This window comes from Pantoea sp. SJZ147, assembly GCF_007828605.1.
Taxonomy (GTDB): Bacteria; Pseudomonadota; Gammaproteobacteria; order Enterobacterales; family Enterobacteriaceae; genus Pantoea; species Pantoea allii.
In genome coordinates, this window is the sequence record NZ_VIVB01000001.1 from 165,984 (window position 1) to 188,444 (window position 22,461).

Consider the following 22,461-nt stretch of genomic DNA (forward strand, 5'->3'; position numbering starts at 1 on the left):
TGATGAAACAGAGCGGCTTTCCGTATGTGGTGCCCATGTTGCTGCTGTCCGTGGTGTTTTTCGCAACGCCGCTCGCTGTTTTAGTCGGATTCAGCTTTATCACCAAAAGCGGTATCACACTTGAGCATTACGCTCGCTTTTTTGGCGATGCGTTTAACTTCCGCGTGCTGCTTAATACCGCAAGACTGGGCATTGAAACCGTTATTGGGACGACTTTGCTGGGGATTCCCATCGCTCTGCTGTATTGGCACAGCGGTCGCACAGTGCGTCAGACGATCATTTTCCTTACGCTGATACCGATGCTGACCAGCAACGTGGTGCGAACCTTTGCCTGGATTGTCATTCTGGGACGCCAGGGCCCTGTCAGTGATGCCCTTATGGCGCTGGGCATCACCGGCATGCCAACCAGCCTGATGTTTACCGAGCTGGGTCTGGTCCTGGCAATGTGCCAGATCGATCTGCCGTTAATTATCCTGCCGTTGATTGCGATTCTGACGCGGACTCCCTACGCACTCACGGAAGCCGCGCAGGTTTCAGGTGCAGGTCCGTGGCGAATTTTCGTCACCGTACTGCTGCCCTTAATGCTCCCGGGCTTACTGGCCGGCTGGATTCTGGTGTTCGCCAGCACCAGTAGTTCGTTTGTCACCCAGTCCGTGATCGGTGGCGCGCGCAATGTGTATGTTCCACAGCTGATTTATCGCGAAGTCGGCACGCTGTTTGACTGGCCATTGGCCTCTGCCATCGCCGTGGTGCTGCTGCTTTCTACTGGCTGCCTGCTGGTTGCCCTGACCATGATTTCACGCCACCGGAGACTGAGCGGCCATGCGTAATCATCGAGAAAACCCGGTGCCTGCTGCACTGTATAACCTGTTCGTCTATGGCTTTGGCACGCTTTGCGTTATCTATCTGGTTGCGCCCATTGTTATTGCCATCATGATGTCGTTTACCGCCGGTCAAACACTGAAGTATCCGCCCGAAGGATTTTCCCTGCGCTGGTACGAGGCCTTACTGGACCCCGTTCGTTCCGGAACGGAGCAGATCGCGGCCTGGAACTCCCTGAAAATTGCCGGGTTGGCGGTGTTGGGATCGCTGCTGTTCGCCGTGCCCGCCACCATTGGCATGACGCGAATGAAACGTAAAAGCGTCAATGCCATTGAACCATTACTGCTGGCACCGCTGGTGCTGCCCAGCCTGGTCTACGGCCTGTCGGCCTTAATCGTTGCCAACTTTTTTGGCGTGACACCGTCACTATGGTTAACGGTTACTGGCCACATCGTGGTTTTTGGCCCGCTGATGTATCGGGCAGCATCCGTGGTTGCGCAGGGAATGAATCCCTCTCTGGCTGAAGCCTCGACGGTAATGGGAGCGAGCTGGTTTATGACCCTGCGCCGCGTCACCTTGCCGCTGCTGATGCCGGGCATCACCGCCGGGGCATTTCTGGTGTTTATCCAGTCTCTGGATAACGTCACGGTCACGCTGTTCCTTGCCGACGCACGCACCACAGTCCTTCCCCTGCGCATGTTTGCACTGATTGAAGAGTCGCTGGATGTTCGCGTTGCGGCCATCTCCGGCATTCTGATTGCGATAACCCTGATGGGCATGTTGGTCGCGCGCCGTGTACTGGCACCGCGTCCGCAAAACCCGTAAATAAAAAGGATTCCTATGACTACTCATGCGACTGCCGCCGCAGGATATCGCATCGGCGCGTTATTGGCTGATTTCCAGCCTGACTTCACGTTTTCCGCCCCGCCGCCCTTGCCGCTGGAGGAGTTTGAAGAGCGGCTGCGTAAAATCCGTCGTCAGGCCGTAGAGGCCGGACACGATGCGCTGATCGTTCACGCAGGCAGCGTGGGCTGGTTTCATGCGTCAAATCCCTATCTTCGCTATATCTGCGACTGGATGCGCGAAGGTGTGCTGATCATCCCCACAGATAACAATAAGCCCTTGACGCTGCTGTCGTTTTTCACCCAGTCAGTGCTGCTTCCGCCAGCCGGTGAGCCGCTGTTGGTCGAGGACATCTGGCAGATTGGGCCAATAGGCCGCGAATATGCTGACCGTCCCGGCGACGCGGTGGTGAAAACGGCCGAAAAATGTGCCGCGATACTGCGTCAGTTGGGATTAGCGCGTGCACAGATTGGGAAAATTGGCGATCGTACCAGCCTGACTTTTTGGGCGTCGCTGGAAATCCAGTTACCCGGCAGTCAATGGATTGCAGACAACGCCATTCTGGACCGACTGCAAAAAGTGCGTTCCGCGCGTGAAATCGAAATGTTCAGGGCGGCGGCACAGTTGATTAGCATCGGTACGCAAGCGGCTTACCATGTGGCGAAACCGGGTATCACCGATCATGAAATCTTTGCGGCCTTTACCGCCGCGCAAATGGCATTCGGTGGTGAGACCGGCGATGGCTATCAAATTGGTATCAATGCGTTTGGTACGCACTGCGGCAAGCCTTACGGACATATTGTTCGTCCGGGTGACCTGATCAATTTGTATATCTCAAATGTCACCTGGCGCGGCTATACCGCCCAGACGGCGCGCATGATTGCCGTGGGCGATATTACCGCCCGCCAGGAGCTGGTGTTAAACGCTTGTACTGAAGGCGTTAAACGTGCGGAGCAACGCATTAAGCCGGGCGCGTTAATGCGTGATATTAACAATGCTGCCTTTGCACCCATGATCGCGCAGGGACTGTTGACCTCACCCGAAGCCCGCAGCATGCCGTATAACTGGTCACCCATGCCGGACGGCGAAGCACGTTTAATTCCGCAACAGTATGTCCCGGATGCAGACTGGGAAGCACAGGGACGCAAACTCATGCATGTTTACCCTGCCACTCATGGCCCACATAACCCGAATCTGGGCCATTCAGTCGGCATGGCGGGCGGGCAAAACAGCTTCAACATTTCGTCTCACAATTACGATCGTCTGGAGGAAGGTATGGTGTTTGTGTTGCACACCCAATGGCTTGAGCCGTTATCGGCCGGTTGCAACATCGGCGATTGTTATGTGGTGACCCAGGACGGCTTCGAAAACCTTAGCCGCCATACGCCGCTTGAAACCCACCGTATTGCAGCCGGAGTTTGATATGAATTCGCACACCTGGTTTGATTTCGCATCATTAGGCGAACGGGAACGCTACAAAATACTGATTGGTACGGTGATACCGCGCCCCGTAGCCCTGGTGACTACCGTTGATAAAAACGGGCACGCGAATGCCGGACCGTTTAGCTTCTTCAACGTGTTAACTCACGATCCGGCCATTGTTGCTATTGGTGTCGAAAATTATGCCGATATGCGCTTTAAAGACACAGCCCGGAACATTCGTGAAACGGGCGAATTTACCGTGCATATTGTGGACCAGGCGCTGGTCGAACAAATGGAAGTTTGCGCGATTAAATTTGCGCCAGAGGTGGATGAACTGCGTGAAGCTGGCCTGGCTACCGTTCCGGGCAACAAGGTATGCAGCCCGCGCATTCTTGCCGCGCCAGCCGCGCTGGAATGCCGCCGACATACCACTTTGCAGGTCGGCCCCGCGCGCGAAATTATTCTTGGTGAAGTGGTCGGCGTCTATGTGCGTAGCGATGCGGTTAACCTGGAAAACCTGCACATCGATCAGCACCTTATGGACGCGATTGGTCGTATGGGTGGGAATACTTATTGCCGGACGCGCGATCAGTTTGATGTAAAAACGTTGACGCCCGAGCAATGGGCATCACGACAAACCATTAAATAACGCGTTGCAAACGAAGGCATCTGTGGAGCCGCAGGCGTAACGCGCGCCTTTACAGTAACCAATAGAAACTCCAACCTGCTACATAACGGCTGCCTCGCCCCGTTAAGCGTGGCTGCAACACATGGCACATTGAGGTTTGAGTGAGCGGAGATAAGCCACCATTCTGTCGTGAGACGCGTGGCTGATTTCTCCACTCATGCTTTGCTCGGGCAGAACGCCTGTGTTCAACGCATTAACTTGCCCGATTCAGCGTCACCTGTGCGCCATATTCACGTGTCAGACGGCGAGACTGATAGTAAACGGATTTCCAGTACGGATTATCGAGTGAAGAACGAATCACGCCTTTGCTGGCAGAGGCATGAATAAACTGATGGTCAGTATCGTAGAACCCAACATGCATACCACCGCCGATGCGGAAAAAGACCAAATCGCCCGGCTGTAAATGTTCCGGCGTGACGCGAACGCCCATATGCAGGAGATCGGCGGTTGTCACGCGATCCATCGGCAGATTAAAGCGGTCATGCAAGGTGCGCCAGACGTAGCCCGAACAGTCGACGCCCGACAGTTGCGTTCCGCCCCATTGGTACGGTGTGTCATGCCAGGTATGCATTTGGTCATGCAATGCAGCAACAATCGGGATTAAGTCAGGGTTTTGCGTTGAATCCGATGCGGAAGTGTCCTCGGGAGCGTCTGAGCGAGGATGATGACTGCAGCCGGACATCAGCAATATAAGGCCGGAAAGTAAAAAGAAAGATGTTCTACGCTTCATCGAGTAATCCGCACAGTAAAGATAAGAGGCCAGCAAAGTTAATAGCTTTATAACCTATTCATTCGCCTATAGAAATATCAAAGCTCCGCTTTACCTAACCTTACACTTTGAGCATCAGGTCATAGTTATATAGCGTAAAACCCCCCTTCTGGAAACAGATTTTATTGAACCCAAATAACAACGCTACGTTTAATCTGACTGGGTCGCTCTCCTGCTCATCGTTCAGAATTCACGTAGCGCTGCTTGTTTTTTCCCTACCCATTTTCATCTGGATCAAGCCCGCACAACTGCCAGCGCACTGAACTGACACCTTTCTCCAGGCTGATACGGCTTACCAGACTTTCCAGCTGCCCGGTCATGCTGGGCTGCCCCATCACTTCGGCATTCACTTCCATGCGGTGCGGCGGGTCCAGATCTTCACTGTGGAGCGACTGCAGGCGCAAGCCGCTGTTGCCCAGGCTGTGCAGCATCAGGCTGCGCACCTGAACTTCATCCTGAGCCAGACAAACGATTTGCACTTTATAATGCTGTACCGCCTCGTCAGCCGACACGATAGACTGACGATTGATGCCCAGCGCCAGCTCGCGCAGCAGGATATTGGCGCACAGAATCACCATGCAGCCAATCGCCGCTTCGAGCAATAACCCCATGCTGCACAATACGCCGACGGCCGCAGTACACCACAACGTGGCGGCGGTATTCAGGCCGCGCACATTTAACCCGTCGCGCATAATCACGCCACCGCCGAGAAAGCCGATGCCGGAAACCACATAGGCGGCAACGCGCGTGGCGTCGGTGGCAATGCCCGGTACACATTGGGTCATCAGCACAAACAGGCAGGCGCCGGTGCTGACCAGCGCGTTGGTGCGTAAGCCGGTCATGCGTTGACGCAGTTGACGTTCGCTGCCGATGAGCGCACCCAGAATCAGCGCAGCCGACACGCGCAATAAAAAGATTTTCCAGTCCATGATAAACCTCTCTCCGCCACGCAGTATGCGCAGGACGGAAAAGTAAAGATGAATAAAATGGATTACAGCAGGCGCTGATGCACAGAGCGCATCACGTTGTGGAGGGATGATTGTAAAACCGCCATCTTAACGCGCAGTTAAGACAGCCAGAAGACTATCTTACTGCAGAAGCCAGGTGTAATCGTTCGGGACTTTTGTCCAAGATTGATTGCCTCATGAGTAAAATTCGCGGCGATTGTATAGCCATCTGAGCAGAGATTTCCACTCAGATGGCTGTTCGTTAAGGTTTGGTTTATGCCAGCAGAAAGCGATTAGCGCAGGGTCGCCGCGTCCGCTGGTACTTCTGACCGGGCGGGTTCCATCATCACCGGGGTGCTTTTATAGGAGGGAATACCGCTCTTTGTGTCGTAACTGTCCAGTGGGATCAGCACATTGGCCTCGGGATAATAGGCTGCGACAGAGCCGTCGGCCATGTCATGGACCGCGATGGTCAGATTATTGAGTCGACGATGGGTAGGCTTACCGTCCGGGTCCAGCGCAATGATGTTGACCTGATCGCCCATGCGAACCCCGTTTTTCTCCGCCTCATTTTCACTGATAAACAACACATCCCGGCGTCCTTTGATACCGCGATAGCGGTCGTCCAGGCCGTAAAGCGTGGTGTTGTACTGGTCGTGACTGCGTAACGTGGTCAGCACCAAATCATGGCATTTGAACGATCGCGGATCTTCGTTGATGCCGTCCATGAGCAAGAATTGTGCTTTACCCGACGGCGTATGCCAGACGCGTTCCGATGCGCCATTAGGTAAACGAAAACCGCCCGGCTGCTGGAGGCGCTCATTAAAGTTGTCGAAGCCCGGCACCACCTTCTCAATGGCGTTACGGATGGTGCTGTAGTCAGCGATCATACTGTCCCAGTCCACTACAGTGCCCGGCAGCGTGGCTTTTGCCAGACCGGCAACCAGTGCTGGCTCGGATTTCAGATGCGGTGAGGCGGGTTCAAGCGTACCGCGAGAGGCGTGAACCATCGACATGGAATCTTCAACGGTTACGCTCTGCGCACCGGATTGCTGCTGGTCAATCTCTGTGCGTCCCAACACCGGGAACAGATAGCTGTGTTTTGCCAGCAACAAATGAGAACGATTCAGTTTGGTGGCCATGTGCACCACTAAATCCAGCTTGCGCATGGCAGGGAACGTCTCCTGCGGGTCGGACATGGCTTCGGCCAGGTTACCGCCCAGGCAAAGCAGGGCATTGATTTTTCCATCGCGAATCGCCTGCACGGCCTGAACTGCGCCGTGGCCGTGTTTGGCTGGGGGTTTAAAACCAAACACTTTTTCAATGCTGTTCAGCAGGCTTTCTGTGGGGATTTCAGTAATACCCACGGTACGATCGCCCTGTACGTTAGAGTGACCGCGTAAAGGGCAGATACCCGCGCCCTTCTTGCCCATATTGCCGCGCAACAGCAGCAGATTGGCTATCTGCTGAACATTTTGCGTGCCGTATTGATGCTGGGTAATCCCCATGCCGTAGCAAATGATCGTGCGTTCAGCATTGGCATACAGATGGGCAATGTGCTGAATTTGCTCACGCTCCATACCCGAGATTTTCAGGATGTGCTCCCAGTCTGTCGCCGCCAAATCGGCTTTCAACGCGTCAATGCCCTGGGTATGTTCTTCAATAAAGGCGAGATCGAAGATGCCCGGATTGCCTTTCGCTCTGGCGTCCTCATCCATCGCTAGCAAGCATTTCATCACGCCTTTCAGCATCGCGGCATCGCCGCCTACCCGAATTTTGTAGTAGGTCGAGGCCAGTTCTGTTGAGCTCAGCGTCAGCATTTGAACCGGGCTTTGTGGTGCGGTAAAACGTTCCAGCCCGCGCTCGCGTAACGGGTTGATCGCCACAATTCTGGCTCCGCGCTTTGCCACTTCCTGTAAGGTTGCCAGCATACGTGGATGGTTAGTGCCGGGGTTATGGCCAATGCAGATCACCAAATCACAGTCGTCAAAATCATCCAGTTCCACCGTGCCTTTGCCTATGCCAATCGACTCTGGCAAGCCAACGCTGGTCGGCTCGTGGCACATGTTGGAACAGTCAGGAAAGTTATTGGTTCCGAATTCACGGGCAAACAGTTGCCAGAGAAACGCGGCTTCGTTAGAGGCGCGACCCGAGGTGTAAAATTCCACGCTGTCCGCATCGTTATAGCTGCGCAGCCGCTCGCCAATTTCGTTAAAGGCCGTTTCCCATTCAATGGGCTGATAGGTATCGCTGGCGGGATCGTACTTCATCGGATGCGTCAGCCTGCCCTCGCCTTCAAGCTCATGGGCGTTGCGCTGCCACAGGTCGCTGACGGTATGCGCAGCAAAGAATTCAGGTGTGGTGCGTTTACTGGTGGCTTCCCATGAAACCGCTTTTGCGCCGTTTTCACAGAATTCAAACGAGGAAGTGTGCTTGGGATCGGGCCAGGCGCAGCCCGGACAGTCAAACCCTTCGGGCTGGTTGACCTTGAACAACGCGATGACGTCCTGCTTGACCGCCATCTGTCCACGAATAGCGCCAGCCACCGCTTTCAGGGCGCCCCAGCCGCCTGCGGCACCTTCATAGGAATGAATGCCCGATGTATTCTCTTGCTCTTTCATATTGCTCCACAATCACTGTTATTCGCTATTCATTAAGCCTGGTACAGTAATTGCGATGGTGCGTGGGAACAGTGATGTAAATGTCAGGATAACTTTTGCTAAATGTTACATCGTTGCGTTTAGGCTGACTCATGGGCCGATTATGTGTCCTGATCAGACTTGCAGCGTATTCCCTCGCCGTTGTCTTCGGCAGCGCTCGGAGCAATATTGCACCTCTTCCCAGCATTTCTCCCACTTTTTGCGCCAGGTCATCGGTTTCTGGCACTGTTTGCAATAGCGAACCGGCAATGACTGTTTATTGCCTTTACATGTTTTCATTTATCGCTCCTTTGCTCAGGTTACGCATTAGCATAAAAAGTATAGCCGCCGGGTAAGGCAAACTGCGTGACCTGATGCTGGCAGGGCTGATTGACTTTGCGGTAAATAGGATCAGAATAGCCTGCATCAAGGACTGCGCTACACGGAGTTTATCATCATCACCTTTCGCGACCTGTTCCGCTTCAACGCGGTGGTAAAAACTGGCCTGTTAGCCGCATCGGCCTTGCTGCTGGTCAGTTGTGCCTCTGAACCGCCTAAATCGCTGGTTACGCCCTTCCCGTCCCCCAGTCAACCGCCGCTGCCTTCTCAACCGGTGCAACATCATGAACCGGTGCGCGGCGTCTGGCTGACGACGGTTTCACGGCTTGACTGGCCACCGATCGCCTCCGTGAATATCAGCGATGACTACGTGCGCGTCAGTCAGCAAAAAAAAGCGCTGACCGATAAGCTGGATAAGCTGAAAAGCCTGGGCATCAATACCGTGTTTTTTCAGGTTAAACCAGACGGCACGGCCCTGTGGAGATCAAAAATCCTGCCCTGGTCAGACATGATGACCGGAAAGATTGGTCAGGACCCGGGCTTCGATCCGCTGCAGTTTATGCTCGATGAGGCGCACAGGCGCGGTATGCGGGTACATGCCTGGTTTAATCCTTATCGTGTCTCGGTGAATACCAAACCTTCAACGGTGGCTGAGCTTAACCGCACGCTGTCACAGCAGCCTGCCAGCGTGTTTGTGCTGCATCGCGACTGGATTCGTACCTCGGGGGATCGCTATGTGCTCGACCCCGGTATTCCGGATGCCCGGGACTGGATAACCAGCATCGTGGCAGAAGTGGTCAAACGTTATGACATCGATGGCGTGCAGTTTGATGATTATTTCTATGCCGAATCACCGGGTTCTGCCCTGAATGACAGCCAGACCTTTATCCAATACGGTCAGGGTTTTGCGTCCAAAGCGGACTGGCGCAGGCACAATACGCAGTTGTTAATCGAACAGGTATCTCACACCATTAAGCAGCTCAAGCCGAATGTAGAATTTGGCGTCAGCCCGGCTGGCGTCTGGCGTAACCGCTCCCATGATGCGGCAGGCTCGGATACGCGCGGTGCGGCGGCTTATGATGAATCCTATGCGGATACGCGCCGTTGGGTGCAGGAAGGCTTGCTGGACTATATTGCGCCGCAGATTTACTGGCCCTTCTCGCGCAGCGCCGCCCGCTATGATGTGCTGGCAAACTGGTGGGCTAACGTGGTGAAGCCAACCAAAACCCGCCTGTATATCGGCATTGCTTTATACAAGGTTGGCGTGCCGGCTAAAAATGAGCCGGAGTGGACGATTAACGGTGGTGTGCCGGAGCTAAAAAGACAACTGGATCTTAACGATTCCATCCCGCAGATCGATGGCACTATTTTGTTCCGGGAAGATTACCTGAATCAGCCGCAAACCCAGCAGGCCGTTAACTACCTGCGCAGCCGTTGGGGCCAGGCAAAGTGATCCATACCAGGATCGTCCCCGCATGCACACCGGCGCTGCAGACGTTGACGGCCCGTCTGTCAGCCGAGCTGTTGTCAATCACCGGCGACGACGGGACGCATCACTTTACTCCCTCAGACGACGCGCTATGGATACTGGCCACCGATGATGCGGATAACCCTGTTGGCTGCGGCGCATTGCTGCATGTTTCCCCTGATACGGCCGAACTGAAACGCATGTTTTCCACCCGACAGCGTGCGGGAACCGGCGCAGCGCTGCTGGCAGCCATAGAGCAACTTGCCCGGCAGCGGGGCTATAAAGCGATTCGGCTTTCTACCCGCGTCATCAATACCCGCGCAGTGGCGTTTTATCAGCGTCAGGGTTATCAGGAAACCGACCGCTATGGCGTGTATGTGGACAGGCCCGCCTCGGTTTGCCTGAGTAAAACATTATGAGCATTAACAATTATTTTACTAATTTGCCATAAATAGCACTTTTATCAGCACCGCTGTTTTTTCGTGGGGTAAGATACGTCAACAAACGTAAAGCCGCCTATACGGAAATCCCCATGTCTGATTACTCCAGCGACGTAAAATCAAACCCGCCAGGCCTGGCCCCGACCGTTGACGACAGCCAGAAGATTCTGGTGTCGATTCTTGGCGCGGTGGCGGTTTCCCACTGCTGTAACGATTTTATCCAGGCCATGCTGCCGTCGATTTATCCTTTGCTGAAATCCAATTTTTCCCTCAGCTATGCGCAGATTGGCCTGATTACGCTTATCTATCAGATGACCGCCTCGCTGTTGCAGCCCTGGATTGGCCTGTATACCGACAAACATCCTAAACCCTGGCTGCTGCCTTCTGGCATGGTGGCAACCCTGTTCGGCATCGGACTGCTGGCAATAGCCCCGCACTTCTCCGTGGTGTTGCTTGCTTCGGCGCTGATCGGCGTGGGTTCCGCAACCTTTCACCCTGAAGCCTCCCGTGTGGCACGCATGGCATCGGGCGGGCACTTTGGTACGGCGCAGTCCACCTTTCAGGTCGGTGGCTATATCGGCACGGCCTTTGCGCCTTTAGTGGCCGCGATGCTGATTATTCCGCATGGGCAGCTGGCGGTGGGCTGGCTGATGTTGATTGCGCTGTTTGCGGTCATTGTCCTTTCCGGCATCAGCCGCTGGACGGTTAAGCACGGCCATGCACACATGAAAAAACATAACGGCCAGTCACTGCGATCGCTGTCCCCGCGAGATGTGAAACTGGCGTTGTCGGTGGTCGGTGTGCTGCTGCTGGCAAAATTTACCTACATTGCTTCTATTAGTAACTACTACATTTTCTATCTGGTTGAGCGTTTTCAGCTCCCGATCCCTCAGGCTCAGATCTACCTGTTTACCTTTCTGGCCGCCGTGGCGATCGGCACCCTGGTGGGAGGGCCGGTCGGCGATCGTATTGGTCGTAAGGCAGTGGTCTGGATCTCGTTTCTGGGCGTTATCCCGTTCTCGCTGCTGATGCCGCATGCCAATCTGTTCTGGACCGCCGTGCTGACCGTCTGTATTGGTCTGGTCTTTTCATCGGCGTTTGCCGCACTGGTGGTGTATGCGCAGGAAGTCCTGCCAGGTCGCACCGGCATGGTGGCCGGGATTATGTTTGGCACCATGTTTGGTATTGGCGGGATTGCGGCGGCGGCGCTGGGGAAATTTGCGGACTGGTACGGCATCACCACGGTGTACAACGCCTGTGGCTTTCTTCCACTGCTGGGCTTTGCCACCTTACTGATGCCCGATACACGTCGCGTTAAATAACGGCACAGACAGGCAGCGTGCTGCTGCCTGTGCGTTTTGAAGCGCCCGTTTATCCCGCAGCCTGTGCATTTTATTGATAAAGCAAACGAGCGTTTCGCTAACCTGTGGTGCAGCAAATATGTCAAGATAACGCCAACACACTTTGCGGACGCATCGCATGTTTTCCATTCCCTTCCCTGTTATCACGCTTTTGGCACTGCTGATTTTAATGATGTTGTTGATGGTTTCCGGGCGGCGCGAATACCGCGGCGCGATGCTTTTTATCGCCGCCTCAGCGCTGCTTATCGCGCTGGGCATCATCAGATGGGAGTGGCATTTCGCCCTTTTGAAACCCTTGCAGGCGCTACTGGCAACCTTCTTACCGGCTGTGGCATGGTCTTGTTTTACCGATCTCACATATTACTCGCGTGCACGTCGCCTGAGACTGGCAACCCTTCCTGTATACGGTATGGTGTTCATCCAGCTGTTTCTTCCCGCGCTAACAGATTGCCTGCTTTTTATCCTCTACGCCGGGTACGGCATTGCACTGCTGCGTACGGCAGGAAACGGAGCCGATTTCTTTTCAATATCACGCTTTAGTAAAGCTTCTCTTACGCAGAAGATGATGCTGGCCGCAGGATGCTTCCTTTGCTTTTCGGCCCTCGCCGATGCGGCAATTAGCCTGAGAATAGATATCGCGCCCGGGTTGATTGCCGTGTTTCAGGGCACACTACTGCCTTTGATTTGCCTTGCGATTTTGCTCGCTGCCAAACGTCTTCCGGAGCCGAAGCACCACACCGAAACTATGACGCCCTCATTGGCAGACAGCAACCCGCTGCAGGATGAATCACTCGAAGCGTTGTGTCTGGAGTTGGAAACGCAAATTCGTGAACATGATTACTATCTTGATCATGATCTGACCCTGAATAAACTCGCACGCAAACTCGGCATCCCAGCCCGGCAAATTTCTCGTGCCGTGAACGCCACGCGACAGTGTAATGTTTCGCAGTGGCTCAATGCCTTTCGGGTGGTAAAGGCGCAGGAGATGTTGTGCCATCCACATTTGAAAATCACGGATATCATGCTGGAAACCGGCTTTATAAGTAAGTCGAATTTTAACCGTGAATTTCTGCGCATTACTGGCAAAACACCAACCGCATTCCGCCAGGTTATGGCTGGTAATGAAGTGCGGTGTTAAGGAACCCGCTGATTTCATTCGCCAGTATTTTATGTAACGCGCTGCGGCTGACGCCCGCACCGTCATGGCAAACTTCCCCTTCACCGGGTGCGCTTTTTTCAATAAGGCTTTCGCCTTGCGGTTTACATAACTGCATAAAGCTGAAATGTGTTGCACCTGGCACTACTCTGTAATTCACAACGTACTGCATAAGATTATCACTAAGATATTGTGATTCCAGGCTGGCGGGTAGCGCTGGCGAGTCAACACCTGCAGCCAAAACCAACACTGGCGAGGTCACCTGTGTAAGGCTGACGCGCGTTAGTCCTCGCGCCAGTCCAAGATCCAGCGTGACGACAGCCTTTATTCGTGGGTCCCGAAGATTCGCTTCCAGCTGTCCCGCTGTTAGCGCGTGCTGAATGCCCAGTTTTTGCGTGAGCCGACAGCTGGACAGTTCAGCATGTTGCAGGCAGTCAGCAACAAACTGTTGAGTATCAAAACGCGCTCCAGCTAATTCCATCACTGTCCAGCCGCCAAGGGAGTGCCCGACGGCCGCCACTCGGTCATGATCAACGTATCCAGCAAGGGAAGGATCGGCCGTAATCATGTCCAGCGCCTTGACGAGATCCTGCGGCCGTTGCCAAAGTTGCTGAGCGTGCGCGGCGGTTAAATCCTGAGTGGTTGTGCCGGGATGGTTAGGCACGACCACGATATAACCCTGAGTGGCCATCGCATCAGCAAGCCATGCAAGGTTGCGCCAGTTCCCGCCATAACCATGAGATAAAAGTAACAAGGGATGGTGCCCGGCGGAGGGTTCTGCATTTCTTATCACATTCACTCCTTCAAAGGCAGGATTATCCGCAACCAACTCTAACGGCGAGCGCGTCTCGGTGGGATACCAGACCGCAACTTCAAAAGGGCGTTGGTTTTGGCCTATTTTGAGTTGTCGAAAGCCGTTACTGGCTATAACAGATACGCTGAATAACAAAACAACTGCCGGGATCAGTAAACGCATAAACATAATTAAGACTCCTGATGTGGTAGAGCCTTTCTTGTATCAGCGCCGTCAATGATGTGCGTCCTCAAACGCGATCGCGTACCTAAAATTAACTGTTTAGGTTAGAAATTGTGCCTGGCAAGGCTGCAGGAACGTGCCCGTAAATGGAAGGAATGATGGGCAGACTCCGCATCGTGATGTTATTACCCCACTGGACAGACATTAGGCGTAAAAAGGTGCGCCTTAGCGCGTAAGAAGCAACAAATCAGCACTGTAGGAGTGATTACCCCTTGCCTTTAACACTGCTGATTAATGTTTGCCGCGCGGACGTCGAGCCGAGCCGTTCGGCCTCATCCGGCAATACCTGCCGTTTATTGGGCTGAATACGCATGGCGGCGTGATCTTTGCCTATCTTGGCGGCATCGCGCTGCATGTCTGGACGATAAAGGGCTATTTTGAAACCATCGACGGTTCGCTGGAGGAAGCGGCTGCGTTGGATGGTGCGACGCCGTGGCAGGCATTTCGACTGGTGCTGCTGCCCCTGTCGGTGCCCATTTTAGCGGTAGTGTTTATTCTGGCGTTTATCGCTGCGGTGACTGAAGTACCGGTGGCCTCGCTACTGCTGCGCGATGTCAACAGCTACACGCTGGCGGTGGGAATGCAGCAATACCTTAACCCGCAAAACTATCTGTGGGGCGATTTTGCCGCCGCCGCCGTTCTCTCTGCGATTCCTATTACCCTGGTGTTCCTGCTGGCGCAACGCTGGTTGGTGAACGGCCTGACCGCCGGTGGCGTGAAAGGCTGATCTTGTCATTCTTATAAAGACCAGATGATAAGGCGCACTCTGGCGGCCAGTGGCCGCCTTTTTTAGTCGTTATTTACCAGATCGTCGTAGACCGCACGCAAACGCATACGCAGATACAGCACCGCTTTATGCTTGCGCGACAGCAAGGTCTGAACACTTATCCCGGTTGATTGTGAGAGCGCTTTATAGCTGATCCCCTGTAGCTCCGTCTGGTCAAACACCTCAAACTGAGCGGGCGGAAGTTCGGATAATGCCTCTTCCAGCGCGTCCCAGAGCAGTGCTCTGAGGTAATCATCTTCTGGCGTTTGCGGAAGGCCAAACAGGGTTTCAGCCAGTTCGTTTTCTACCGCCTCCTCCTCATCGTTTTCCCTGAAGACGGAAAGCGGCAGTTCCCGCTTCTTACGCGCCCGGTCCGTCATTTCATTTCGCGCTGCACGAAACAGCCAGGCGGAGATATTCTCAACCGGCTGTTCCACGCCCATCAGCTGACAGGTAATTTCCTGCAAAATATCCTCAGCCTCATCGCGTGCTGAGGTACGGGCGCGAATAAAAGAGTGGAGTTTTGTTCTGCAGAGCGTAAGCGCTTTTATCCATGATGAGGTTTGCGATGCGCTGGCCTTCATCGTCTACTCAGTCCGGGCATCATGGCTGTCATTGGGAGACGGCGGCTGTTCGTTCCGTGCTTTATCCCGGCAATGGTGTCCCCGATGACCAAAACCGTCACGACGTTGCTTCATAAATGCGTCTCGTTGTTCTGGTGTCATCTGCATCCAGCGCTCATGCATACGGCGTCGGGCATGGCCAAACATCCCCGGCCTGATCCCCAATCCGCCAAACAGAATCCGGCACAGTAACAACAGTCCCGCAGACTGCCAGAAACCGATCGTTTTGACCCCAATAATGGCGGGCAGTAAGGCGTTCCATAGTGACATGACCAGCAGACACAGCGCGACAATTAAAACGACACCGACGATCAATGGCTTCGCCAGTCGGTTTCTGCCCATACCACGGGCATGACGGAACGGATGGTTATCAATATCTCTCATATCAAGGTGACCTCATCAGTAATTAACAATCCTGTGTGATGAGGTAGACGAATGAGGCGGCATAATATTGCTGACGTTGTAAAAAAAAGCGGCAGAAATGGGATGGTTGGCACGCTCGCGACCAGGCAGTCGGTGATGACAATATCGTGGCGATGTCTTCATCATGGCCCAATGCAACACGTCGGTTATGTTTGCTTATCGTGCAGCCATGCGCCCTTTTCAACGCACTTCGTGCGCTCCCCGCTCAATTGTTAGTTTTGTGTTGATATTTTGTATCTGGATTTCACAACCTGTAAGCAGACACGAAAAACCTGCCATATTTCAGCTCAAGTGTGGCTGAAGCTTTCATAAGCATCTGATTAGCAAGAAAAGCCAAATTCGTTAACTCGAAAAGGTATTTTATAACTTTTGCCGACAGTCCTTAACATGCATGCGTTAATCGAACCCATGGCGAATTAATAAATCGATGGCGCTTAACAGGCGCGTGATGCTGTAAATTCAGATACTCAGGAGCACGAAAATGAAAGCACTTGTTCAGGATATTTTGTCTATCTTTTCTCCTCAGACAGTAAGCCCCGTTTTTATCCGCACTGGCTTATCCCAGGAAGAAAAAAATGCTATCAAGCCGATGGGCGTGACGACCGTGACCTGGGCAACCTCGATGGAAGAAATCACGGATGCACTGCTGCGCAAAGCGACTGAGGCCGGTGCGGTCGGCTATCACATTACCCACGTCGATTCCCATAAGCCCGGTAATGACCAGCAGCATATTCTGGAAGCGACAGCTACCCTGTATTCGCTTGATGAGAAGGCATTGCAGAGAGCCTGATTGTGACCGATCAATCTTCGCAACGCGTTATTCTACGCCCTGAACCCTGCTGTTATCGTCGGCATTAACAGCAGGGTTCACGCCCCTTTTGCCTGCTTAGGCTGATAGACTCCATTATCTACAGCCCATGACTTATCCTCATATTGCACCTGTTAGTTTCACTTTATATGTATGCTGTAACTAAATACGGTAACCGTCATCACCAATAAATTGTTACGCTGCTTTACGCACGCGTTTGCCAATCAGCCACTATAGTTTTCACCAGACTGTTAACCGAGCGCAGACAATGAGGTTTTTATGAGTAAACTCTTTTCCCCCTTCTCTCTGGGTGAGTTAACCCTGGATAACAGGATCGTTATTGCGCCCATGTGTCAGTATTCGGCCGAGGAAGGTCGTGCGACCGCCTGGCATCGTATCCACCTTGGCCATCTCGCCCTTTCGGGCGCAGGCTTGTTGATTATTGAAGCCACCGCCGTTGAAGATATTGGCCGAATCACTTACGGCGACCTGGGCTTGTGGAACGATGAAACCGAAACCGCGCTGGCTGACGTCCTGCACGATATTCGCCACTATTCCGACATGCCTATCGGGATTCAGTTAGGCCATGCCGGGCGTAAAGCCTCCTGTACCGTTCCCTGGGAAGGTGGCAAGCAGATTGCGCCTCAGGATGGCGGCTGGCAAACCCTTGCCCCCTCTGCCCTGTCGTTCAGTGACGGCGAGCATCTTCCGCTGGAAATGCAGGTCAGCGATCTTGAGCGCGTTAAAAATGCCTTTGTCGCGACGGCAAAACGCGCCGTTCGTCTGGGGATTGAATTAATTGAAGTTCACGCCGCCCATGGCTATCTGCTGCATCAGTTCCTTTCCCCGTTATCCAACGTGCGGAGCGATGAATACGGCGGCTCGCTGGAAAACCGGATGCGTTTTCCTTTAGAGGTGTTTAAGGCGGTGCGCGAAGCCGTTCCGGCAGAGATTCCGGTTGGCGTGCGGATTTCAGCCAGCGACTGGGTAGAGGGTGGATGGGATGTCAGCCAGTCCATCGCCTTCTCAAAGCAGCTTGAATCCCTGAACTGCGCCTATATTCACGTCTCCAGCGGTGGGCTGTCTGAACAGCAGCAGATCAAGGTCGGACCAAACTATCAGGTTCCCTTTGCGCGCGATATCCGCCAGCAAATTGGTATTCCGGTGATTGCGGTGGGATTGATTACCGAGCCGCAGCAGGCCGAGGCGATTTTACAACAGGACGAAGCCGACCTGGTCGCACTGGCCCGTGGAATGCTTTATAACCCGCGCTGGCCATGGCACGCCGCGGCTGAATTTAGCGCCAACGTCAAAGCACCGCCACAGTATCTGCGCTCAGAACCCCACGGGGCAAAAGGCACGCTGAAACCAGACGAATAACCTGTACGGGCCGCAACCTGGTTGCGGCCTCAACGGTTGAGGTGATGATGACACTGCAGCAGCGCCAGATGAGGCCCTGACAACGGCTGACGTTGCGGTGTAAAAAACTGCGCAACCGGTGCCATCGAACTTTGAGCCAGCACCACCTGCTCTGCGCCCTGCAGCCAGGCATCTTCTACCGCCGTACGCACACAGTGAAGATATCCCGCCTCATCACCCGCTTTAAATCGCTGCCACGCATCCGGGATAAGCCGCACTTCAGGCGTCCGTCCGTTAGTGCAGAAAAGTGCCCGTGTTGCGCCGAGTGTGGATTCAGCGGCACAAAGCACCACCGTTTTTTTCTCATTGCTGTGCACGGCTTTTGCCAACATGCCGTCGGTACGCCAGACAGCGCAGGGTTTTTTGAGCGGAAAAAACGCGGCAGAAACCGGCCCAAGCGTTGAACAGGTGATCAGAATGACATCAAAATGCGGTTGCAGATCCTGTAGCAGCATCACCAGCCGATCGTAAAGCCCTGCCGTCAGGCCACCGCTGGCTTCGGCTTCCGCCAGCAGGTGCGGCATGACCAGATGGCTGAGCTGCAGATGCGTCAGATTAAGCTGCCGGGCAGCATCGTCAAAGATGGCGATATTGCTGGCGGCGGTATGTAAGCAGGCAATATTGATCACGTGTTGGCTCTTTGGCTAGAAAACGTTCCCCATCATGCCATGCGTTTATCCCGGCACCAACACCAGGCTTTCGCACGCAGAGATGTCCACTTTGACAGACGTGGGCATTGCCTGACGAATCCGCTAACCATCACGTCCGCTATCGCTGTTAGTCGCTTATGCGGAAAGTGTGCGGCGCAGTAGGCGTTTAACGACGAATCACGCTGACCTCAGCCACCATGAAAAAGATGCGTGCGGTAGAGGTAAAAGCAAAAGAATCGCGGGGAAATTGCGTTAACAAGATCGGGCATCAGAATGGCAGTTGCTGTAGTGCCTGTGAAAAATTCCGTGGCTTAGCCGTTGCGCTGAGTTTTAAAAAAAGCCGATGTCAGTCGTAAAACCCTGTTGGTTACAGGCAAGAATTCGCTCTATCGACAACGTAAATGAAAATATGCCATGCATTAACGTTTAATTGATTGCCATAAAATTAACGTCTGGCGACGATAGTGCGTTGCGCTTTGCTTCGCATTAACTGAAACAAAGCGCCTGTAACGCGCGAAACTGAAAAGGCAGGCGTTAAGGTTGCCACGCGCCGTGCTGAAGCACGAGCCGATAACCATCGTTGTCCTGAAAGGTTGCGCCGTTTTTCTCCCAATAAGGATTAAACGCGGTGACTCTCACAAAGCCTGCGCGCGTCAGGTCTGAGCAGCGCTGTTGCCAGTGGGTTTCATCCGGCAGATAAAGCACCAGAAGATCCTCGGCTGTCGAAGCCGGTTGTACAGGATGGTGATGACATTGGGTAAATTCCAGATGCCATGACAGGGTTTTATCGCCCAACATCACCCCGCTAAAACCCTCATGATCCGTGAATTCTCCCATGCGCGTGAGTCCCAGACCGGCACAATACAGGCTGCTGCTTGCGGCTACATCGCTCACGGGCCGCGCAATACGCATTTGCTGAATATTCATCACTTCTCCTTGTTGAGTAAACAGGCTATTAATACGCCATTCAGATGACTTTACAGTGAGGTTTATAGTGCATCTTCAGACCGCGCGTTTGTTGCTCAGAGCTATGCGCCCTTCCGATGACAAGGATCTGTTCAGCATTTACGGCGACCCCGCGACCAATACGTTTAACCCCGCAGGCCCTTATCCTGACCTGGCCCACGCGCAAAAGGTGCTGGCCGACAGACTGGCGTCGTTTCAGCGTTATGGCTATGACAGCTGGGCGATAGCGACCCAGGAAGCGCCAGAGATCATCATCGGCTTTGGTGGATTAAGCGTGCGCACCTATGGCGAAAGGACCGTCAACAACCTTGGCTACCGCTTCGCCACCCACGCCTGGGGCAAAGGGTTCGCTACCGAGTTGTCACGCTTCGCCGTTGACTATGGTTTTGGCGAACTGGGGCTGGAGACGATTTCAGCCTCGGTAAGACGCCCTCATCAGGCCTCAATACGCGTGCTGGAAAAAACCGGTTTGCGGTTTATCGACGAGATCTATGATGTCGACAATGCACCACCCAGCCTGTTTTATTCGATTAATCAGAAAGCGTGGCAAGCACTGAGGGCGGCGGGCAACACCCCCAGCGCCAGAGAGTAATAGCAGTTGTTCATCTGCTGAAACGCAGATTCTTAAGGCTCGCGCAGTGAAGGCGCCGACATCACGACGGCTGATAAGCTGGTTGATTACAACCCGAACAGCGGTCTCTGGAGATCAATGCGGTTGCCGTGGTTGCTGCCAACAACGCAAGCTAGCCGCCAGATTCTCTGCACGCTTTTGGCCGCTTTTCGCCAATCGATCCCCGCACCACCATCCAGCTTTCAAACTCAGGTAACGCGCCGGCCGGTTGCTGTCGGATATGGCAGATCAGCCTGCGCGCAGCCTCTCTGCCCATCTCATACACTGGCTGCGCCACGACGGTAATCGCCGGCGTCATCAGTTCGGTCCAGGGAAAATCATCATACATCACGAACGAGATATCCTCGGGAACGCGTAGCCCGCGTTTTGCCAGTCCGCGCAGTATCCCCATGGCAATGAGATTATCCGAGGCGATCAATGCGCTGGGCGGATCGGAGAGTGCGAGCAGTTCAGTTAAGATCTGCTCAATGCAGTCATTATTAATAGCATTCAGACGGACCAGGGCCGGATCGAGAACCTTTCCCGCTTCATGGTGCGCATCAATCATGCCTTTAACACGTTGCGCGACAGGCGTGGGCCCCAGCGCCACAGAGTGGGAATAAGGTGTTGCGATGCGCATACTGGAAAGATAAGCGATACGTTGGTGGCCAGCGTTCAGTAATAATTCCGTGGCATGCTTTGCCACGTTCAGAAAGTTTGCCTGAATCGTTTCCACCTCCAGCCCTTCGACAGAGCGGTCAAACGTCATCAGTGCCCGCCCTTCCACCAGCACCTGTTTCAGATGTTCATTATCCCGTGCCAGGGAGCTACAGGGCGCCACAATGATGCCATCGACGCGTTTATCCAGCATCACACGTACGGCTTCTCGCTCCTCTTCCACGGTTTCATCACTGTTACTCAGGAGCAAATGAAAACCCGCCTGGCGGGCAACATCGGCCATGCCGCGTAATGCCAGCCCAAAATGGGGGTTTTCGATATCGCCCACGATGACGCCAAGGGTATTTGAACGCCCGGTGTTCATGCTGCGTGCCAGTTCATTGGGCCGATAGCCCAGCGTTTCCGCCGCCTGAGCCACACGGGTTTGAACATCTTCACTGACCGATCCATATCCGCCTAACGCTCTTGCTGCCTGCGCTTTGGAAACGCCTGCCTGGCGTGCAACATCCGCGACCGTCGGCCCCCGTAATTGAGGTTTTTTTGTTGTCATAATTATTTCGAATCACAAGTTGATAACATCTGGATTGACGCTGCTTAAAGCGTGTGCTTAATATCATTATATCCACTTGAGACCGGTCTCACAACAAGCACCGGTTTCATTTTACGCCTCACTGAGACCGGTCTCAATATAATATCACCGGCTAAGTGGACTCTGACGTTTCACCTGCAAAATCGGAAGAGCTTTATGACATCGCATAAACGTTTACCCTCTTTATCCGCAGCCCTGTTTGGCATTGCTGTAATGCTCTCAGCCAGCTTCAGTGCACACGCGGCAAGTGATAACAATCCGTATGGCTTAATCGAACCGGGGCACCTGCGTGTCGCCAGTCTGGGTGATTCAAAGCCTTATACTTTTACGGACAAAAACGGCAATTTCACCGGTTTTGACGTCGAATTTTTCAGAAATGTAGCCAATCGCATCGGGATCGATAAGGTGGATTTCGTTGGGCAAGATTTCTCTGCCATCCTGCCCGCCGTCGCCAACGGGCAATATGACGCGGGCGTAGCCGCAATCGGCATTACCCCCGCCCGTGAAAAAACCGTGGATTTCTCGACAGGTTATCTGGCGGGTTATTTGACGGTGTTAACGCGCAGTGATTCTGGCGTGAAAAATGTCGAGACGCTGGCCCATAAGCGACTGGGCGTGATTCAGGGAACGCTGCAGGAAACCTATGCGCTGCAGCACTTTAAACAGACCGACCTGGTTCGGTTTCCTGACAACAACGCGGCGGTTTCCGCGCTGAATAACGGCACGCTTGATGCCACCTTCCTTGATTATGAAGCCGCCAAAGATTATGCCGCGCGCTTCAATCTGGTCATGGCCGCGAATATCCCTTCTTTTGATGCGCCTGCCGGGGTGGCGATAGCCAAAAACAAGCCAGCGTTCAAAGCGGCGCTGGATAAAGCCATTAAAGATGCGATGCAGGATGGCACCTGGGAAAAGCTTTATGAGAAGTGGTTCCCTGGCTCGCCGATGCCTGCACAGTACCTGCCCCAGCACCCTTAATCGCCGCGCACGTTGTGCGTG

The 22,461-nt window shown here is 53.8% G+C and carries 22 protein-coding genes and 2 pseudogenes; 13 read left to right on the forward strand and 11 right to left on the reverse strand.

Translation table 11 applies throughout. The features are described 5' to 3' along the window. The first annotated feature begins 2 nt into the window (after positions 1 to 2). Genes FBY13_RS00760 through FBY13_RS00775 form a run of 4 tightly spaced genes read left to right on the forward strand, consistent with a single transcriptional unit; the run spans position 3 to position 3,736 of the window. Positions 3 to 830: an ABC transporter permease gene (locus FBY13_RS00760; protein WP_145393222.1), complete on the forward strand. Its 828-nt coding sequence runs from the start codon at positions 3 to 5 to the stop codon at positions 828 to 830. Beyond that, positions 823 to 1,647 (forward strand): ABC transporter permease, encoded by an 825-nt coding sequence (locus FBY13_RS00765; RefSeq protein WP_145393223.1) that lies wholly within the window; start codon positions 823 to 825, stop codon positions 1,645 to 1,647. Before FBY13_RS00760 ends, FBY13_RS00765 begins: the two co-directional genes overlap by 8 nt. Positions 1,648 to 1,662: 15 nt before the next feature. Beyond that, entirely contained in the window at positions 1,663 to 3,087 is a 1,425-nt protein-coding gene (locus FBY13_RS00770) for a M24 family metallopeptidase (RefSeq protein WP_063879643.1), read from the forward strand. A 1-nt stretch (position 3,088) separates the two neighbouring features. Continuing rightward, positions 3,089 to 3,736 carry a flavin reductase family protein gene (locus tag FBY13_RS00775; RefSeq protein ID WP_145393224.1) on the forward strand — a complete coding sequence of 216 codons (648 nt, stop codon included), beginning with the start codon at positions 3,089 to 3,091 and terminating at the stop codon, positions 3,734 to 3,736. Positions 3,737 to 3,968: 232 nt separating this feature from the next. On the opposite strand, the gene FBY13_RS00780 is transcribed toward FBY13_RS00775, so the two are convergent. From FBY13_RS00780 to FBY13_RS00795, 4 genes are all read right to left on the reverse strand, one after another. Beyond that, a complete protein-coding gene (locus tag FBY13_RS00780; protein ID WP_063879641.1) occupies positions 3,969 to 4,505 on the reverse strand; it encodes a C40 family peptidase in 537 nt (178 codons plus the stop codon). 254 nt (positions 4,506 to 4,759) lie between these two features. Continuing rightward, the gene (locus FBY13_RS00785; RefSeq protein WP_145393225.1) at positions 4,760 to 5,473 is read right to left on the reverse strand and encodes an MgtC/SapB family protein; all 714 of its coding nucleotides are present in this window, start codon (positions 5,471 to 5,473) and stop codon (positions 4,760 to 4,762) included. Between the two features lie 311 nt (positions 5,474 to 5,784). Further along, positions 5,785 to 8,112, reverse strand: coding sequence for an FdhF/YdeP family oxidoreductase (locus tag FBY13_RS00790; RefSeq protein WP_145393226.1), 2,328 nt, complete (start codon positions 8,110 to 8,112; stop codon positions 5,785 to 5,787). A 153-nt stretch (positions 8,113 to 8,265) separates the two neighbouring features. Next, positions 8,266 to 8,430 carry a DUF2256 domain-containing protein gene (locus FBY13_RS00795; protein WP_145393227.1) on the reverse strand — a complete coding sequence of 55 codons (165 nt, stop codon included), beginning with the start codon at positions 8,428 to 8,430 and terminating at the stop codon, positions 8,266 to 8,268. Between the two features lie 190 nt (positions 8,431 to 8,620). On the opposite strand from FBY13_RS00795, the gene FBY13_RS00800 reads away from it, so the two are divergent. The 4 genes from FBY13_RS00800 (at position 8,621) to FBY13_RS00815 (ending at position 12,876) form a co-directional block, all read left to right on the forward strand. Further along, entirely contained in the window at positions 8,621 to 9,922 is a 1,302-nt protein-coding gene (locus tag FBY13_RS00800; RefSeq protein WP_145393228.1) for a glycoside hydrolase family 10 protein, read from the forward strand. Continuing rightward, positions 9,919 to 10,356, forward strand: a complete 438-nt coding sequence (locus tag FBY13_RS00805; protein WP_145393229.1) for a GNAT family N-acetyltransferase — start codon at positions 9,919 to 9,921, stop codon at positions 10,354 to 10,356. Before FBY13_RS00800 ends, FBY13_RS00805 begins: the two co-directional genes overlap by 4 nt. A 113-nt stretch (positions 10,357 to 10,469) precedes the next feature. Further along, positions 10,470 to 11,699 carry an MFS transporter gene (locus tag FBY13_RS00810; protein ID WP_145393230.1) on the forward strand — a complete coding sequence of 410 codons (1,230 nt, stop codon included), beginning with the start codon at positions 10,470 to 10,472 and terminating at the stop codon, positions 11,697 to 11,699. A 448-nt stretch (positions 11,700 to 12,147) separates the two neighbouring features. Continuing rightward, the gene (locus FBY13_RS00815) at positions 12,148 to 12,876 is read left to right on the forward strand and encodes an AraC family transcriptional regulator (protein ID WP_255474400.1); all 729 of its coding nucleotides are present in this window, start codon (positions 12,148 to 12,150) and stop codon (positions 12,874 to 12,876) included. On the opposite strand, the gene FBY13_RS00820 is transcribed toward FBY13_RS00815, so the two are convergent. Both FBY13_RS00820 and FBY13_RS23615 read right to left on the reverse strand, forming a co-directional pair. After that, positions 12,848 to 13,876 carry an alpha/beta fold hydrolase gene (locus tag FBY13_RS00820; RefSeq protein WP_145393232.1) on the reverse strand — a complete coding sequence of 343 codons (1,029 nt, stop codon included), beginning with the start codon at positions 13,874 to 13,876 and terminating at the stop codon, positions 12,848 to 12,850. The two genes, FBY13_RS00815 and FBY13_RS00820, sit on opposite strands and share 29 nt — an antisense overlap. 259 nt (positions 13,877 to 14,135) lie before the next feature. Further along, positions 14,136 to 14,216: pseudogene (locus FBY13_RS23615) on the reverse strand (hypothetical protein); the annotation flags it as partial. Between FBY13_RS23615 and malG the strand changes: the two are divergent. Next, positions 14,214 to 14,657, forward strand: a pseudogene (malG, locus tag FBY13_RS00825) (maltose ABC transporter permease MalG); the annotation flags it as partial. The pseudogenes FBY13_RS23615 and malG sit on opposite strands and share 3 nt — an antisense overlap. 62 nt (positions 14,658 to 14,719) lie before the next feature. Here malG and FBY13_RS00830 read toward each other — a convergent pair. Together FBY13_RS00830 and FBY13_RS00835 are read right to left on the reverse strand one after the other, a co-directional pair. Next, on the reverse strand, positions 14,720 to 15,280 hold the full coding sequence (locus FBY13_RS00830; protein WP_063881174.1) for an RNA polymerase sigma factor: 561 nt from the start codon (positions 15,278 to 15,280) through the stop codon (positions 14,720 to 14,722). 3 nt (positions 15,281 to 15,283) lie between these two features. Next, positions 15,284 to 15,703 carry a hypothetical protein gene (locus tag FBY13_RS00835; RefSeq protein ID WP_145393233.1) on the reverse strand — a complete coding sequence of 140 codons (420 nt, stop codon included), beginning with the start codon at positions 15,701 to 15,703 and terminating at the stop codon, positions 15,284 to 15,286. Between the two features lie 520 nt (positions 15,704 to 16,223). On the opposite strand from FBY13_RS00835, the gene FBY13_RS00840 reads away from it, so the two are divergent. Both FBY13_RS00840 and FBY13_RS00845 read left to right on the forward strand, forming a co-directional pair. After that, entirely contained in the window at positions 16,224 to 16,532 is a 309-nt protein-coding gene (locus FBY13_RS00840) for a DUF1471 domain-containing protein (RefSeq protein ID WP_063879575.1), read from the forward strand. Between the two features lie 297 nt (positions 16,533 to 16,829). Further along, positions 16,830 to 17,930: an NADH:flavin oxidoreductase/NADH oxidase gene (locus tag FBY13_RS00845; protein WP_145393234.1), complete on the forward strand. Its 1,101-nt coding sequence runs from the start codon at positions 16,830 to 16,832 to the stop codon at positions 17,928 to 17,930. A 29-nt stretch (positions 17,931 to 17,959) separates the two neighbouring features. Here FBY13_RS00845 and FBY13_RS00850 read toward each other — a convergent pair whose 3' ends face one another. Both FBY13_RS00850 and FBY13_RS00855 read right to left on the reverse strand, forming a co-directional pair. Further along, complete coding sequence (locus FBY13_RS00850) at positions 17,960 to 18,595, reverse strand: glutamate racemase (RefSeq protein ID WP_241567900.1); 636 nt, start codon at positions 18,593 to 18,595, stop codon at positions 17,960 to 17,962. 558 nt (positions 18,596 to 19,153) lie between these two features. Beyond that, positions 19,154 to 19,546: a VOC family protein gene (locus tag FBY13_RS00855; RefSeq protein ID WP_063879573.1), complete on the reverse strand. Its 393-nt coding sequence runs from the start codon at positions 19,544 to 19,546 to the stop codon at positions 19,154 to 19,156. 67 nt (positions 19,547 to 19,613) lie between these two features. Between FBY13_RS00855 and FBY13_RS00860 the strand changes: the two genes are divergently transcribed. Beyond that, positions 19,614 to 20,177: a GNAT family N-acetyltransferase gene (locus FBY13_RS00860; protein ID WP_145393235.1), complete on the forward strand. Its 564-nt coding sequence runs from the start codon at positions 19,614 to 19,616 to the stop codon at positions 20,175 to 20,177. Positions 20,178 to 20,328: 151 nt separating this feature from the next. On the opposite strand, the gene FBY13_RS00865 is transcribed toward FBY13_RS00860, so the two are convergent. Then, a complete protein-coding gene (locus tag FBY13_RS00865; RefSeq protein WP_063879571.1) occupies positions 20,329 to 21,423 on the reverse strand; it encodes a LacI family DNA-binding transcriptional regulator in 1,095 nt (364 codons plus the stop codon). Between the two features lie 195 nt (positions 21,424 to 21,618). Here FBY13_RS00865 and FBY13_RS00870 point away from each other — a divergent pair, with 195 nt between their 5' ends. Beyond that, on the forward strand, positions 21,619 to 22,440 hold the full coding sequence (locus FBY13_RS00870; protein WP_145393236.1) for an ABC transporter substrate-binding protein: 822 nt from the start codon (positions 21,619 to 21,621) through the stop codon (positions 22,438 to 22,440). The last annotated feature ends 21 nt before the right edge of the window (positions 22,441 to 22,461 follow it).